Source organism: Marilutibacter chinensis (assembly GCF_021725675.1).
In the GTDB taxonomy this organism is placed as follows: domain Bacteria; phylum Pseudomonadota; class Gammaproteobacteria; order Xanthomonadales; family Xanthomonadaceae; genus Marilutibacter; species Marilutibacter chinensis.
Genome location: NZ_JAKJPO010000023.1, coordinates 1 through 15970, shown reverse-complemented (window position 1 = coordinate 15970; position 15970 = coordinate 1). Strand labels below are relative to the sequence as shown.

At 68.7% G+C, this 15970-nt stretch carries 12 protein-coding genes; 3 read left to right on the top strand and 9 right to left on the bottom strand.

Going from position 1 to position 15970, the window contains the following annotated elements:
* Positions 1–3: 3 nt before the first annotated feature.
* From mlaD to L3V18_RS18745, 3 genes are read right to left on the bottom strand one after another with little or no spacing between them, the layout of a single operon-like run.
* A complete protein-coding gene (gene mlaD / locus L3V18_RS18755; protein ID WP_237056950.1) occupies positions 4–555 on the bottom strand; it encodes an outer membrane lipid asymmetry maintenance protein MlaD in 552 nt (183 codons plus the stop codon).
* 22 nt (positions 556–577) lie between these two features.
* Positions 578–1327 (bottom strand): MlaE family lipid ABC transporter permease subunit, encoded by a 750-nt coding sequence (locus L3V18_RS18750; RefSeq protein WP_237056949.1) that lies wholly within the window; start codon positions 1325–1327, stop codon positions 578–580.
* Entirely contained in the window at positions 1327–2136 is an 810-nt protein-coding gene (locus L3V18_RS18745; RefSeq protein ID WP_237056947.1) for an ABC transporter ATP-binding protein, read from the bottom strand. Before L3V18_RS18745 ends, L3V18_RS18750 begins: the two co-directional genes overlap by 1 nt.
* Positions 2137–2594: 458 nt before the next feature.
* Here L3V18_RS18745 and recC point away from each other — a divergent pair, with 458 nt between their 5' ends.
* Genes recC through L3V18_RS18730 form a run of 3 tightly spaced genes read left to right on the top strand, consistent with a single transcriptional unit; the run spans position 2595 to position 11844 of the window.
* Positions 2595–6029: an exodeoxyribonuclease V subunit gamma gene (gene recC, locus L3V18_RS18740; protein ID WP_237056945.1), complete on the top strand. Its 3435-nt coding sequence runs from the start codon at positions 2595–2597 to the stop codon at positions 6027–6029.
* Positions 6026–9805 carry a UvrD-helicase domain-containing protein gene (locus tag L3V18_RS18735; protein WP_237056943.1) on the top strand — a complete coding sequence of 1260 codons (3780 nt, stop codon included), beginning with the start codon at positions 6026–6028 and terminating at the stop codon, positions 9803–9805. Before recC ends, L3V18_RS18735 begins: the two co-directional genes overlap by 4 nt.
* A complete protein-coding gene (locus L3V18_RS18730) occupies positions 9802–11844 on the top strand; it encodes an AAA family ATPase (protein ID WP_237056941.1) in 2043 nt (680 codons plus the stop codon). Before L3V18_RS18735 ends, L3V18_RS18730 begins: the two co-directional genes overlap by 4 nt.
* 152 nt (positions 11845–11996) lie before the next feature.
* Here the strand turns inward: L3V18_RS18730 and L3V18_RS18725 are convergent, their stop codons facing one another.
* From L3V18_RS18725 to L3V18_RS18700, 6 genes are all read right to left on the bottom strand, one after another.
* Positions 11997–12452 (bottom strand): hypothetical protein, encoded by a 456-nt coding sequence (locus tag L3V18_RS18725; protein ID WP_237056939.1) that lies wholly within the window; start codon positions 12450–12452, stop codon positions 11997–11999.
* Between the two features lie 57 nt (positions 12453–12509).
* Positions 12510–13085: a Swt1 family HEPN domain-containing protein gene (locus tag L3V18_RS18720; protein ID WP_237056937.1), complete on the bottom strand. Its 576-nt coding sequence runs from the start codon at positions 13083–13085 to the stop codon at positions 12510–12512.
* The gene (locus L3V18_RS18715) at positions 13082–13732 is read right to left on the bottom strand and encodes a DUF5343 domain-containing protein (protein ID WP_237056935.1); all 651 of its coding nucleotides are present in this window, start codon (positions 13730–13732) and stop codon (positions 13082–13084) included. The genes L3V18_RS18720 and L3V18_RS18715 overlap by 4 nt, the downstream gene beginning before the upstream one ends.
* Positions 13733–13811: 79 nt before the next feature.
* The gene (locus L3V18_RS18710; RefSeq protein ID WP_237056933.1) at positions 13812–14423 is read right to left on the bottom strand and encodes a hypothetical protein; all 612 of its coding nucleotides are present in this window, start codon (positions 14421–14423) and stop codon (positions 13812–13814) included.
* 73 nt (positions 14424–14496) lie between these two features.
* Positions 14497–14937 carry a hypothetical protein gene (locus L3V18_RS18705; protein ID WP_237056931.1) on the bottom strand — a complete coding sequence of 147 codons (441 nt, stop codon included), beginning with the start codon at positions 14935–14937 and terminating at the stop codon, positions 14497–14499.
* Between the two features lie 57 nt (positions 14938–14994).
* Positions 14995–15783 (bottom strand): hypothetical protein, encoded by a 789-nt coding sequence (locus L3V18_RS18700; protein ID WP_237056929.1) that lies wholly within the window; start codon positions 15781–15783, stop codon positions 14995–14997.
* Between the last annotated feature and the right edge of the window lie 187 nt (positions 15784–15970).

Sequence of the window (15970 nt, the reverse complement as noted above, 5' to 3'; positions counted from 1 at the left end):
CGGTCACTTCAGGTAGTCGGGCAGCGCATCGTCGGCGTTGTCGCCGGCGGGCGCCTCGCCGGCCGCCGGGGCATCGGCGTTACCGCCCGCATTGTCGGCACCGCCGCTGAACATGTACTTGCCGACCAGTTCGATGATGTCGACCGAGGACTGGGTCAGGAATATCTCGTCGCCGTCCTTGAGCGGGTCCGGGTCGCCGCCGGGCTTGAGACCGACATAGCTCTCGCCGAGCAGGCCGCTGGTCAGGATCGCGGCGCTGGTGTCGGCCGGCAGGTCGTCGTAGCGGCTGTCGATCGCCAGCGTCACCACCGAGTCGAGCTTGACCGGGTCCAGCCCGATCCGCGCGACCTTGCCGATCGCCACGCCGCCGATCTTGACCGGCGCGTTCGGCCGCAGCGGGCCGAGGTTGCTGAAGCGCGCGGTCACCTCGTAGGTGCTGCCGCCGAAGCCGAAGCTGCCGTTGGTCGAGGCGATCGCCAGCACCAGCAGCGAGGCCAGGGCCAGCAGCAGGAAGGCGCCGACGGCGAATTCGATGCGGGGGGCGCGAGCGCTCATTTCATTTCACCTTGGATGCGAGTCATTTGAACAGCAGCGCGGTCATGACGAAGTTGAACATCAGCACCAGCAGCGAGGCATTGACCACCGCTCGGGTGGTCGCGACCGAGGTGCCCTCGATGGTCGGTTCGGCGTGGTAGCCGACGAAGGCCGCGACCAGCGCCGCGACCGCGCCGAACACCGCCGCCTTGGCGAAGGCCATCGCGAAGTCCTTGCCGAAGTCGACGCTGTCCTTCAGCACCTGCCAGAACACCCCCGCGTCGATGCCGATCACGTGCACCGCCTCGAAGTAGCTGGCGCTGATCGCGAGGCTGCAGAAGAACGCGGTCAGCAGCGGCACGCACAGTACCGCCGCCCAGAACCGCGGCGCGACCGCCTTGCCGACCGGGTCGATCGCCATCAGCCCGAGCGCGGTGATCTGGTCGGTGGCGCGCATCAGGCCCAGCTCGGCGGCGATCGAGCTGCCGGCGCGTCCGATGAACAGCAGCGCGGTCAGCACCGGGCCGAGTTCGCGGTACAGGCCCAGGCCGAGCATCGCGCTGACCTGGTTGGCGGCGCCGTAGGTGTCCAGCGCGCGGTAGCCGAGCAGGGTCACCGACAGGCCGACAAAGGCACCGCCGACCGCGATGATCGGCAGCGAGCGGGCGCCGATCTTGTAGATCTCGCGGACCAGCTCGCGCCAGAAGTCGGCGGTCGGCTTCGACGCGCGCAGCACCGACAGCGAGAACAGGCCGGCGCGCCCGACCGCGCGGGTGGCTTCGACGAAGGCCATCAGGCGGTCTCCTCGGCAGGACGTGGGGCGGCGCCGAAGCCGCCGGGGCTGTCGAACGGAATCGGCCCGTCCGGTTCGCCGCGCAGGAACTGCCGTACCAGCGGATCGGCGCTGGTTTCCAGCGCGTCCGGGCTTCCGGAGAACACGATGCCGCCGTTGGCGATCACGATCGCGTGGTCGGCGACCGGAAGGGTCTCGTGGACGTGGTGGGTGACCACGATGCTGGTCAGCCCGAGGGTGTCGTTGAGGCGCCGGACCAGGGCCATCACCACGCCGCTGGCGATCGGGTCCAGCCCGGTCAGTGGTTCGTCGTAGATCATCAGCGGCGGGTCGAGCGCGAGCGCACGCGCCAGCGCGACCCGTCGCGCCATGCCGCCGGACAGCTCGCGCGGGAACGCGTCGGCGGCCGCGCGCAGGCCGACCGCGTGCAGCTTCATCCGTACCAGCCGGTCGATCACCGGCTTCGGCAGCGTGGTGTGGGTGCGCAGCGGCAGGGCGACGTTCTCGGCCGCGGTCAGGTCGGTCAGCAGGCCATTGCCCTGCAGCATCACCCCGATGCCCTTGCGCAGCTCCAGCAACTCGCGACGACGGTCCGGGATCGGCCTGCCGAACACCTCGACGGTGCCGGCGGCGGCCGGCAGCTCGCCGGTCAGCGCGGCCAGCAGGGTCGACTTGCCGCTGCCGGACGGGCCGAGCACGGCGACGACCCGGCCCTGCGGCACGTCCAGGCTGATGTCGCGCAGCACGGTGCGACCGCCGCGATCCAGGCGGACGCCTTCCAGGCGGACGATGGGATTGTCGTTCGTCATGCGCTCGCGTCGGGGGAGGGGGTTGCGATCCGTTCAGGCAAGCTTGGCGACACCTGCCTGAACGAAGCCGGAGGGGGCAGAGTATCGGCGCCCGGGGCGATGGCGTCGACTTCCGGTCCGGCACATTGGCTTCGCATCCCGCACCGCGACACCCATAGGAGCGGTGTGAGCCGCGATCCCGGGCTGCGTCCGGGATTCCCCCGGGTCTGCTTCGCAAACCAACGGCCCCGCCGTCGTCGCGCTGCCACACCCCCTTGCGTGACGGGCGAATCGCCGCCTGGTTGAGGGGACTTGGCCCACATCCGGCCCATCCCTGCCTTCCATCTGCAGGAGCGGCGCGAGCCGCGATGAGGCCTTCCCATGTAAAGCCCTCGCGGCTCATGCCGCTCCAGCGAAAGGCGGTTGGCCCGCTCAGTCCGGTCTCGTCGTCGGCGACCGCGCTCGGGCATCATGCCCGGATGCCGGGCGCGACCGACTTCCGTCTCTACCATTCCAATGCGCTGGATGTGCTCGCGCAGCTGATGGCGGACGAGCTGCGCGCGCCGGCCCCCGGGCAGGGGTTGCTGGAGCCGGACCTGGTGCTGATTCCGCAGGTCGCGATGCGGCGCTGGCTGCAGGCGACCCTGGCCGAGGCGCATGGCATCGCCGCCAATCTGGAGTTCCTGACCCCGGGCGAGTTCGTCGCCCGCGCGCTGGACGCGAATCTCGGCGGTGCCGACGACGACCTCGACGCTGGAGGTCTGCAATGGGCCCTGTACGCGGCCCTGCGCGACGATGCGCTGATGGCGCGTCCGGCGATGGCCGCGCTGTCCGCCTACCTGGCCGCCGGCGACCCGGCGCGGCCGTGGACCCTCGCCAGTGAGCTGGCCGGGGTCTACGCCAAGTACCTGGCATGGCGTCGCGACTGGCTGCTGCGCTGGGAGGCCGGAGCCGATCCCGACGACCCGCAGGCGATCCTGTGGCGCACGGTCGCCCGTGGCCGCTCCCATCGTGCCCGCCGCATCCAGGACTACCTCGCCCGCTTCGACGGCGGCGGGGCCGGTACAGACGGCGCGCTGCCGCGCGGACTGCCGGTGCGCCTGTTCGCCTTCGCCACCCTGAACGTCTCGCCCGACGTGCTGCGGGTGATGGCGACCCAGGCCCGCGTCGGCACCCTGCATTTCTATCTGCCGACCCCGACCCGCGCGTACTGGGGCGATCTGCGCACGCTCGGCGAACGCGTGCGCGGCGGCGATCCCGACCCGTTCGGGGTCGAGGATGGCGAGAACCCGTTGCTGCGCGACTGGGGTGCGGCCGGTCGCGACTTCATCGCCCTGCTGGGCAGCTACGAGGTCGTGCATCCGTCGGGCGAGATTTCCGCGTATGTCGAGCCGGAGACGGCGGAGGCGGGATCGACCAGCCTGCTGCACCGCATGCAGGCCGATCTGTTCCACCGGCGCCCCGCGCCGGCGACCGGCATCGCGTTCGATGGCGGCGACCCCAGCCTGCAGTTCCATGCCTGCCACACCCGGTTGCGCGAACTGCAGGTGCTGCACGACCGCCTGCGCGCGCTGCTGGAGCCGTCCTCGCCCGAGGGCCGGCGCTTCGACCCGCCGCTGCAGCCGCGCGAGATCGCCGTGCTGGCGCCCGATATCGATCCCTATGTGCCGTACCTGGACGCGGTGTTCGGCGGCGAGAGCCAGGACAGGCCGATCCCGTACGCGATGGCCGACGCCAGTCCGCTGGCCGGCGAGCCGCTGGCCGAGGTGTTCCTGCGCCTGCTGGCGCTGCCGGTCTCGCGTTTCGGCCTGGAGGAGATGCTCGACCTGCTCGCCAGCCCGCCGCTGGCCCAGGCAGCCGGTCTCGATGCCGCCGCCTTCGAGCGCCTTCATGGCTGGCTGCATGCTGCCGGAGCCCGTTGGGGCCTGGACGCCCCGCATCGTGCCCGCCACGGCGCCCCCGCGGACGATGCCTACACCTGGCAGTTCGCACTGGACCGGCTGCTGCTCGGCCATGCCACCGGCAGCGAGGCACCGGTACCCGGAAGCGGCGGCAATGGCGCGGTGGCGCCATGGCCGGATCTGGAGGGCAGCGCGCTGGATGCGCTGGACATCCTGCTGCGCCTGCTGCGGGTGCTCGCCCGCCACGAGCGCCTGCTCGGGGAGGCGATGCCGCCGGAGCAGTGGCGCGAACGCCTGCTGGACCTGCTCGACGTCCTGTTGCCGCGGCCTCCGGCGACGCCCGGCGGGCAACGCGCGCTGGACCGGCTGCGCAGCCTGATCGACGGCTTCGCCCACGACGCCGGGCGCCTGGCGTTCGCCGAACCGGTCCCGGCCGAGGCGGTGCGCGCGCACTTCGCCGCGGTGCTGGGCGAGGCCGATACCCGCGCGCCGCTGCTCACCGGCGGGGTCAGCTTCGCGCGGATGGTGCCGATGCGGCTGCTGCCGTTCCGGGTGATCTGCCTGCTGGGCATGAACGACGGCGACTTTCCCCGTCGCGACCCCGCCGCCGGCCTGAACCGGCTGACCGCCGAACTGGGCACCGAGCGGCGCCGCCACGGCGACCGCTCCACCCGCGAGGACGACCGCTTCCTGTTCTTGCAGCTGTTCGCCTCCGCGCAGGACGTCTTCTATCTGAGCTGGCTCGGCGCCGACCCGCGCGACGGCAGCGTGCGCGAACCGTCGGCGCTGGTCAGCGAGCTGCTGTCGGCGGCGGCCGACTACCATGTCGCCGCTGCCGACGGTGCCGAGCGGGCCAGGCAGAAGGCCGATGTCGAGCGCGCCCTGGTGCTGCAGCACACCCTGCAGCCGTTCTCGCCGGCCGCGTTCGGCGCCGGCGAGGCGGCCGACCCGCGCCGTTTCAGCTATCGCGGCCACTGGCATTCCGCCGCCGGCCGTCTCGCCGGCGCACGCACGCCGCTGGCGCCGTGGATACCGCCCGGGTTCGAGCTGGCCGCGCCCGCCGAGCCGGAAAGCGAGCTCTCGATCGACGCGCTGCGCCGCTTCCTCGTCGCGCCCGTGGACGGCTTCCTGCGCCAGCGCCTCGGCCTGCGCCTGCCGGAGCCCGGCGAGGCGGGCGACGACACCGAGCCGCTGCAGGCCCCCGGCCGCGGCCTGGAACGCCAGCGCCTGCAGCGCGCGGTGTTCGACGCGCTGCTGGACGCGGCCGGCGAGGGCGACGACACCCTGTACGCCACGTTGCGCGCCCGCGGCCTGCTGCCGTCCGGCCCGCCGGGGCGGCGCACCCTGGCCGACGTCATCGCCCAGGTGCGGCCCTACGTCCGCGAATTCGGCCGATGGCGCGGCGAGGCCGTGGCCGGTTCGATCCCCTGCGAGGTGCGGATCGACGACCTGCGCCTGCATGGCCGGCTTGCCGATGCCTGGCCGCACGGTCTCGCGCGCCTGCGCTTCGGCATGCCCAGCGGCAACTCCGCGATCCGCAATGGCCTCGACTGGCTGCTGGCCGAAGCCTGCGGACTGGCGCTGCCCCTGGTCGAGTTCCACGAGGCCGATGGCATCGGCCCGCATCTGCGCGAACCGATCGGCCGTGAAAAGGCCGCCGATGCCCTGCGCGCCCTGATCGCGCTGCGCCGCGAAGGTCTGCGACGCCCGCTGCCGTTCGCGCCCTACAGCGGCTGGGCCTTCTTCACTGCCGCCGATCCGGGGCGCGGCATCGGCGCGGCGGCGAAGCAATGGCGTGGCGGCCCCCGGCAATGGGCCGAAGGCGACGACGAGGCGCTGCGGCTGGCGCTGCGCGGCTGCGACCCGTTCGCCGATGCCGCGGCCCGGGCCGAGTTCGCGCGGCTGTCGCGGACGATCTTCGGCCTGGTGACGCGCGGCGCGTTCGATTCCGGGCAGGACGACGACGCGGCGCTGCTCCTGCCGGACGACTGGGATGCGGAGGACGCCGAATGAGCGCCGCGCCCGCCTTCGACCCCTGGCTGGAGCTCGCCCTCGACGGGGTGCATCTGGTCGAAGCCTCCGCCGGCACCGGCAAGACCTACACCCTGGCCACGCTGGTGACCCGGCTGGTGGTCGAGCGCGGCCTGCGCGTCGGCGAGATCCTGGCGGTGACCTTCACCGAGGCGGCCACCCAGGAGCTGCGCCGGCGCATCCGCGAACGCCTGCAGCTGGCGCTGGAGCAGGTGGACGCCATGCCGTCCGAGACCGACGGTCCCGCCGTCGTCCTGACCCGCCGGCTGCTCGGACTGCATCGCGCGCGCAGCGGCGAGGGCGACGATGCGTTGCGCCGCCGTCTGCGCCAGGCCGTGCTGGAGATGGACCTCGCCGCGATCTTCACCATCCACGGCTTCTGCGCGCGGGTGCTGCGCGAGCACGCGCTGGAGAGCGGCCAGGGTTTCGACCCCCCCGAACTGCTCGGCAACGACCGCGCCCTGCGCGAGGCGCTGGCCGCCGACCTGTGGCGCGCGCACGCGGTCGATGCCGCCGGCGCCGACGATCTCGCCGGCCTGTGGAAGGAAGGCCCCGCCGCGCTGGCCGCCGACCTCAAGGATCTGCTGCGCGAGCCGGTACTGCTGCCGCCGGACGCGCCGTTGCCGCCGGATCCGACGCCTGCCCTGGAGGTCGCGACGGCGCATCTGCTGCAAGCGATCGAACAGCATGCCGCGGATGCGCAGGCCCTGGTCGGGCATGCGTTCGACCGCAAGATCCTGCACGGCGCGAGGGTGAAGCGGCCCAGCATGGCGAAGGCGTTCGACGAACTGCTGGCGGGACGCGAGAACCGCAGCTGGCCGCGGGGCGACAAACTGCACGTGGACAAGCTGCGACCCGGAAAACTGCTGGATTTCTGCTACGACGACAGGCGCGACCAGGTGCCGGCGTCGCCGTTGTTCGACGCGCTGGACGCGTGGTTCGAGGCCGACGATGCCGTGCAGGCCTGGAGCTCCCGCCGCCGCGCCGCCCTCCTGCACCGCCTGCGCGCCGATGCGCATGTCCGGCTCGCCGCGCTGAAACGGCAGCGCCGGGTACAGACCTACGACGACCTGATCGACGGCGTCGCCGCGGCCCTCGAAGGCCCTCATGGCGACCTCCTCGCCGAACGGCTGCGCGAACAGTACGAGGCCGCGCTGGTCGACGAGTTCCAGGACACCGACGCGCGGCAGTGGCGGATCTTCGACCGGGTGTTCGGAACGGGCTCGGCCGACGGGGATCGCGAGCCGCCACACCCGACCGCCGGGCATGGTCCGACGGCGCTCGGAAGCACTCCGACCGGTGGTTCGCAGGCGCGCTTCCTTGCCCTGATCGGCGATCCCAAGCAGGCCATCTACGGCTTCCGCGGCGGCGACGTGCACGCCTATCTGGATGCCGCCGCCGACACGTCGCGGGCGCCGTTGCTGTCGCAGAATTTCCGCTCGCGCCCCTCGGTCCTCGCCGCCATCGACGCGCTGTACGCGCAGGCCGGTGCCGCCGCCTTCGTCGACCCGCGCATCGCCTTCCATCCGATCACGCCCGGCGGCAAACGCGAGGACGGGGACTTCCAGCGCGACGATGCCGCCGCGCCCGCGCTGACGGTCTGGCAGGCGCCGCCTCAACCGCCGGACGACAAGGGCAAGGTCAGGCCCTGGAGCGCCGAAGACTCCCGCCAGCTCGCCACCCGCGCCTGCGTCGCCGCCATCCACGCGGTGCTGTCCGAGGGTCGTGCCGGCCGCGCCCTGATCGACGGCCGCCCGGTGCGCCCCGGCGACATCGCCGTGCTGGTGCGCAGCCATGCCGAGGCCACCCGCATCCAGCGCGCACTGGCCGAGGCCGGCATCGCCGCGGTCGCCGCCGGCAGGCAGAGCCTGTACGCCACCGCCGAGGCCGGCGAGCTGCACGCCCTGCTGCTGGCCCTGCTGCACGGCGGCGACGACGGCCGCCTGCGCGCGGCGCTGTCCACCGTGCTGGTCGGCGTCGACGCCACCGGCATCGACGCCCTCGAGCGCGATCCCGACGCCGCCCGCCTCTGGCAGCAGCAGGCGCACGGCTGGCGCGAGCGTTTCGCGCGCGGCGGTCCGCTGGCCCTGGTCGGCGAACTGTGCGCGGCGAACGCCGAACGCCTGCTCGGTCTGGCCGATGGCGAGCGCCGGGTGAGCAACTATCTGCAGCTGGCCGAGGCGCTGCAGGAGATGCAGGCGCGCACGCTCGGCCTGCAGGGGCTGGTGGACGCGTTCGGCCGCCGCATCGCCAGCGCCGACGCCGACGACGAGACCCAGCTGCTGCGGCTGGAGTCCGATGCCCGCCGCGTGCAGATCGTCACCCTGCACAAGAGCAAGGGCCTGGAGTATCCGCTGGTCTACCTGCCCTTCGTCGGCATCGGCGGCAGGGCGAAGTCCCCGGGCAATTACTGCATCGCCCACGATCCGGTCGAAGGCCGTCGTCTGCACTGGAAGCTCGACCTGCCCGAGGCCGGATGGCAGTCCGCCAGGATCAGGTGGGAGGAGGAACAGCGCGCCGAGGACGCGCGCCTGCTCTACGTCGGCCTGACCCGCGCCGAGCACGCGCTGTGGCTGGCCGCCGGGCCGTTCCACAGCCACGCCCGCAGTCCGCTGGCGCCGATGCTTGGCGACCTGGCCGGTCTCGCCGGCACGCCTGGCGTGGTGATCGACACCGCTGCGCCCCCGGCCGCCCTGCCGCGCCTGCCGGCCGAAACCGACGCCGCGGTGCCGCCCGCGCGCGCGGCCAGCCGCCGGCTCGACCCCGACTGGTGGGTCTACAGCTTCACCCAGCTCGCCCATGCCGACGGCGGCGACCGCGCGGCCGCATCCACCCTGCCCGCGGCCGGCGGCCACGACGAATCCCTGCCCGAGGACGCCGAAGACGCCGCGTTCGATCCGCGCTTCGCCGGCACCCGCTTCGGCGTCGCCCTGCATGCCGCGCTGGAGGACACCGACTTCGCCGCCTGGCGCGGCTGGCGTCCCGGCGACGCCGCGCCGGAAAGCGAACGCGTGCACCTGGCGCGCGCGCTGGAGGCCAACGGCTACGCCGCCGACGCACTGGAGGACGGCATCGCCTTCACCACCGTGCTGGCCGGCCACACCCTCACCGTCGCCCTGCCCGAAGGCCTGCGCCTGTGCGACCTGGCGCCCGGCGCGCGTCGCCCGGAGATCGAGTTCCAGTTCGCCCTCGCGCCGACCCGCGTCGATGCGCTGCTCGAGCTGTTGCACGCGCATGGCGTGGTCGCCGGCCGCCACGGCTTCGGCCTGCGCCAGCGGCTGGAGGGCCTGATGACCGGCCTTATCGACCTCACTTACGTCCACGACGGCCGCTGGTACCTGCTCGACTACAAGTCCAACCGCCTGCCGCGCTACGACGGCGCCAGCCTCGACGCCGCGATGACCCACAGCGAATACGACCTGCAGGCGCTGATCTACACCCTCGCGCTGCACCGCTGGCTGCGCTTCCGCCTCGGCGACCACAACGACGGCGGCGCCTACGACTACGGGCGCGACTTCGGCGGCATTCGCTACCTGTTCTGCCGTGGCCTCGATGCCGCGCGCGACGACTCGCCCGGCATCCACGCGCACCGCTTCGAGCCCGCGCTGGTGCATGCGCTGGACGCGCTGTTTTCCGGCCATGCCGTCGCCGGCGATGTCGGTTACGCCCGTGGGCTGCCTGCTTCCCCGCACGCGGGGGAGGGCCGCCGGAGCGGGGGAAGCCCGAGCGCCGGCCAACGGCCGGGTGAGCGCGCATGAGCGCCCCCCGTCTGCTCGACGCCCTCTGGCGCGGCGGCCAGCTGCGCACGCTCGATCATGCGCTCGCCCAGAGTCTGTACCGGCTCGACCGCGACACCCCGGACGAGGTTCTCGCCGCCGCCGCGCTGGCCTCGCTGGCGGTGTCCAGGGGCCATGCCGGCCTCCGGCTCGCGCAGCCGCAGGCCCTGTTCGACGGCGACCCCGGCGTCGCCTGGCCGGACCCGGACGCCTGGGAGGCGGAACTGCGAGCCTCGCGCTGGGTCGCCCGCCCGGCCGATGCCGGCGCCGCATCCGATCCGGCCGCGCCGCTGGTGCTGGAACACGGCCTGCTCTACCTGCGCCGCTACCGCGAGTACGAGCGCCGGCTGGCCGAAGGCCTGCGCCGGATCGGCACGCAGGGCCCGTCCGCCGCCGACCTTGCCGCGCTGGCGCCGCTGTTCGAGCGCCTGTTCCCAAGAGATCTCCCGCGAGGAGAGGCTCCGCGCGACAGCGGCGACGACCGCCAGGCCCGCGCCGCCGCCGCCGCGCTGCGCCATGCCCTGCTGCTGGTCACCGGCGGCCCCGGCACCGGCAAGACCACGACCATCACCCGCCTGCTGGTGCTGCTCGCCGCGCAGGCGCAGGGCGAGGGCAGGGCGCCGCCGCGGATCGCCCTGGCCGCGCCCACCGGCCGCGCCGCCGAGCGCATGGCCGGCAGCCTGCGCGCCGCCCGCACCCGGCTCGCCGCCGACGGCGTCGACCCGCTCCTGCTCGATCGCCTGCCGCGCACCGGCACCACCCTGCATCGCCTGCTCGGCACGTTGCCGGACACGCCGCGCTTCCGCCATCACGCCGACAACCCGCTGCCGTTCGACGTGGTGGTGGTCGACGAGGCCTCGATGATCGACCTGCCGCTGATGGCCAAGCTGGTCGAAGCGGTGCCCGACGGCGCCCGCCTGGTGCTGCTCGGCGACCCCGACCAGCTGCCCTCGGTCGAGGCCGGCGACGTGCTCGGCGGCATCCTCCGCGCCGCCGGCGACGGCGACAGCCTCGCGCCCGGCGACGCCGAGGCGCTGCGGCCGCTGCTCGGCACGAGCGCGCCTGCCGCTGCACCCTTCGTCCCGTCCGCGGCCGTCGAACCCGGCCACACCGGCGACCTGTTCGCCGCGCCGCCCGCGGCCGCCGACCCCACGACCGGCCCGCCGCCAGCGCACCCTTCCGGCTTCCCCGGCGCCCGCGTCCACCTCATCCGCGGCTACCGCCAGCACGAGAGCCTGCAGCTCGCGCCCCTCGCCCAGGCCGTGCGCGACGGCGACGCCGCCCGCGCCCTGGCCCTGCTGCGTGCCGGCGAACTGGCCGGCGTTCACTTCCACGAAGGCACGCCCGACCCGCTGGTCCTCCACCGCGAGCGCCTGCTCGCCCACGCCCGCGCCCTGGCCGGGGCCGACGGCCCCGCCGACGCGCTCGCGATCGCCGGCCGCCTGCGCCTGCTCACCCCCCTGCGCGACGGCCCCAGCGGCGCCCGCACCCTCAACGCCCGCATCGAAGCCCTGCTCGCCGAAGCCGGGACCGGCGGCCCCGCCCGCCGCGGCGCATCCGGCAACGGCGCACCGGGCCACTTCCACGGCCAACCCCTGCTGGTCACCGAGAACAGCTACCGCCACGGCCTGTTCAACGGCGACATCGGCGTCTGCCTCGTCGACGCCCGCGGCGTCCTGACCGCCTGGTTCCCGGGCAGCGCCCTGGCACGTGCCCCCGGCAGCGTCGCCGCCGAAGCTGGCGACGGCCCTCCGCCCCCGCGCCCGTTCCATCCCGCCGCCCTGCCGGCCCACGAAAGCGCATTCGCGATGACCGTGCACAAGGCCCAGGGCAGCGAGTTCGACGAGGTCTGGCTGCAACTCCCCGCCCGCGACACCCGCGTGCTGTCGCGCGAACTCGTCTACACCGGCCTCACCCGCGCCAAGACCCGCCTCCACCTCGCCGCCCCCGCCGACGTCCTCCACACCGCGCTCGCCCGGCATGCGAGCCGGGTGTCGGGGTTGGGGTGGCGGTTGGGGTAGGAGCGGCCGTGAACCGCCGCGGACCCGGCGCGGTCTCTGTGACCGTGTCCGTCAGGACCGCTGATAGCAGGCGCGGGGTCCGCAGGCTCCCGGTTGCAAGACAGTTGCTGAATTAAGCCGAGCCGCGAAGCGGCGCCAGCTTGAATGAATTGTTAGGTGCCATCCCGGAAGCCTGCCAACGAAATGGGCACCACATTGCGTTCTCCCTCATCGTAGCGGACGAAGCTTGCCCGGATAGGGTGCCGCTTGGCTAGGACGCCTACGATGCAGCGGCCTGCAGCACGGGCGGATTGTTGAGAACACTGCTTTCGGTAGCGGGAAAGGACTGCTTGAACTGCAGGTGCGGCCCCGTTGGACTGGAACGGCTCCAGGTAGATGTACTCCGACACACCAAGCAAGTAGGCGAATGCGAAATCTTGAACGGCTGGTGCTGCTGATGGGCCGGAGAGGGCAAACACCTCGCAGGTATTGTCCGGGCAGTACTCAACCGTGGTCGAGCCGCGGCTAGAGTTGACGTGCACCAAGTCTCCAAAGGTCGAAGTCAGCTCATGTGCATAGGAGGCCGGCGGAGCGGCTAAAAGAAGTAGAGCGGCGAAAATCTTTTTCATGGCACCTAACGCCTGAGTTAAGCAGCGCCGCGAAGCGGCCTCGGCTTGAACGATTTGTTAGCCTGCTTGCCTGATCCAATCACGAATGTTCATTCCGATGCGCTCGACGTCTTCCTTGGCTAGCGAGCCTCCGTGCATGATGATGTTGCGACTCTTTTCCAGAGTGTTCAGTGTAGCTTTTGCCCACTCCATGTTGCCGAGCAAGTCGTCGAATACGTCCCAGTTAGTAACGATAATTGAGGACAGGTCGCCAAAATCGCAATAGTTGATTTCCTGCGCACCACGAGCTCCGTGCCAGCGAAATTTCGCGTCCTCATCCATGCGGTTCTTCGATGATTTTCGTATGCGCTCGGGAACCTTTTGCCACCAGTGCTCACCGTTGGCCTCGGCCATCGCCTTAGTGACCAAGTTTCGGACCGCATTCTCGAATGCATGAACCGCGGCATATACCACGGACATTCTCTGTGCTTCTTGGAGAAGATCAGAATCGAGGAAGTCATAGGACAGGGACTTCTGCGCTTCTCGCGCTTCTTCTTGACCAAAATGACCTCGGCGCCAACGCCCATTCTTATCCAGCGCTTCTTCCGTAAGAACGCCACGGTAGACGAAAGAGTAGAGATCGAGATCCTTCATCCCAGATGGTCTCTTAGGGACTTAAAGATGGCGTCGAACACTGCCTGATCTCTCGTCTCGGGGAGCACTATATTGATGTGGTACTGAAGTCCCGAGACGCGAATCTTGCCGGTAGTCATTGGCTGGTGTTCGTTTATTCCTGTCGCCTCGGCGCCAGGATCTTGGGTCTGTTCTGCTGGCTCTTGTTTAGGAGTCTTTTCTTTCTTTGGAGAGGCGCTCGAGCCGCTAAAGTCCGCGTAGTCGCACAGGGCTTTGAACGTCTTAGCAATATTTGAGATGACTAGGTCAGTCTTCTTTCCAGCGAAAAGCGTTCTGAGCTTGTTCTTTGTTTCTTCTACGCTATAGCCGTTTGCTTTGGTGTTGATGGCGAATAGATCGGAGAAGCCTTCTCGAATGCCCTCAGCGAGCACCTTCTTGGATTGACTGCGATCCAAAAATTCGAAGTACCTGTGTTGTGGTGCGCCATCTCGATTGAGAAATCCCAAGTCCTTCAGTATGCCGATGAAGAGTCGGTCATTAGTTGACGTGAACCCAAGGTTCTCAAGAAATTTCAGCGAGAATCGTTCGGGTGGCTGCGCATCTAGAATGGCGTCGAAGTACGCAGGCACTGCGTTGGGCTTAAGGGTGTAGCTCTCAGCAAGTCCCATTTCGTTCTCCGATTGAACGATCTGCAGGCTAACGCCTGATTAAGCCGCGCCGCGAAGCGGCGTGGACTTGAATGAATTGTTAGGGCGCGTGCTGCGGAAAGAACTGCTCACGCCCTGATACCCCTATGTCACTTAACAGCGATTCCCACCAGTCCGCAAGATTATTCAGCATTTCATATGTTGGCATGACTGTGCCAGGACCATCGCCATTCCGTATGATCTGTGCACTAGTGCCAAGCTCGGTTGTACCGTCCGGCCGTTCCATAACGAACTCGAACACTCTAGCCTTGAACTTAGGATCTAGCGATCTCTGGTACAAGTAAAAGTGCTTGTTTGCATTACATATCTGATGACAAGCATTGATAGATGGATTTGCTTGGCGAAAGAAGGCGAGGAAGGCTTTGTCCGAACTTGTATCAATCTCACCCACCACGTCCTTGAGTCTTCTCTCTAGCGTCTGATCCTCACGGACTGTGTGGTAGAGCCAGTCAACCAGCGCGAGAGCGGTCGACGCCGCATTGACTGTTGCATATAGACCCGCATCTTGGACATGCAGGACATCTTTGGGTTTGACGCCCATGCGAAGCTTGTCCGGCACTGATTTGATCAGCCAAAGCTCCCAGCAGAGCTTCCTCAAGACCTGCCAAATGTTGATGAGTCCTAATGTTCTGTTGCTAGCGTTGACAGTCATTGAGCGCCCTAACACCTGAATTAAGCCGCGCTGCGAAGCAGCGTCGGCTTGAATGAATTGTTAGGCAGCATGATCACTTGGTGCGATACGCAACGACGCGTCCTAAGGTCTTGCCGCCAAACATGCCGTATGCGACGTGCTCACCAAGTCCAAAATTTGCATCCTTGTCAAAGATGTAAGAGTCGTATGCGTCACAAAGACTAGTGTTTAGAAGAATCTCAATCCTGTTCACTGACACGATATAGGCAGGATCGCGCGTGTACCGCGCAGGGTCTGAAACAACCTTCACCTTTCTCCAGTCGCCTGAAATGCACGTTTCGGCGGGCTCGCTGGTGAGTTCCAGTCCCAGTGTTCTAACGCTTTCCCCGGACTCATTGAACTCCACTACTGTCCAGCTATCGCCAGGTGCCACAGTCAGAACGTTCTCACCTTGAACTCTACTCTGCATAGGCAGGGGTGCGGCGACGCAACCGAGAAGAGTCACTACAGCCACTAGCGAGAGAAATCGTTTCATGGTGCCTAACGCCTGAGTTAAGCCGCGCCGCGAAGCGGCGTCGGCTTGAATGAATTGTTAGGTTCGCTGCCAAGGATCTAGCAGTTCCCCTCTAGTGAGCTTGAACTCTACCTTGGATGCCCATGACGCAGTAGTAGGGATTTGCGCTGGCCGGTACATGCCCACAAAGCACTTTGGGAAGTTGGTAACTGCCGGGCTGAGGTAATGAAATGCGTAGATATCGAAGGCGAAGATGCAAAATGGCACGCCATTGTCGAAGTGCTCCCAGACGCAGGCGTACCGAAAATGTCCGTTGTACGCGGTAATGCAGTCAGCGCTACCGGTCAGCAGGGCCTTGCGTATGGCTCCCGAAAAGGCGTACGCCTGATCGAGTGGCCGCTCCGGCTCACCAGTCGTTCTATCCGCGGCCGGAATGGGCACGTGGATGCTGTTTGGTGTTTTAAGTGGAAGATACGACTTGTACAGAAGTGCATGCATGCCGCGGACGACGCGAAGACCAATTGCGGCGAGAGGAACGTTGGTAACAGCAGCGGCCTGGTTGCCGTTGAATGGGAGCCAGTATGCTTCTAGTCGCTTTGTAACACTCTCGTCTTGGCTCTTCTTGCGACTGTGCAGTGCGTCGGTCAGTATCCCGAGCAGATCGTCGACGCCATGCCATTGATTGTTGCAGGTCTTGTGCGTCGGAAGAATGACCGGAAAGTTGGTGCGATCGTTGGGCGCGAAAAGGCCCTTTGGTGGGCAGTGGTCGCGATCTACTGGCTTGAGTCCTGCGAGTGCCTCGCCGCAGAGGTAGCAGAATGACGGCTGCCCGTGCTTCCTAAGCTGCGTTTGCGAAGATATTTCCAAGCGAACCTAACGCCTTATGTCTTGGCTTTCCCCTACTGTAAGCGCCGAGAGCCCGGCGTGCGCGCCCGATAACGCCTCGGTGTCAGCACCACCGTAATTCAGCAGGGGCCGCACGCCGGATCTCGCGCCCTGCGCCCGAACAGTTGATCGAGGTTGTCCTCGAACTGATAAGCGTGGGCCTCGGGCG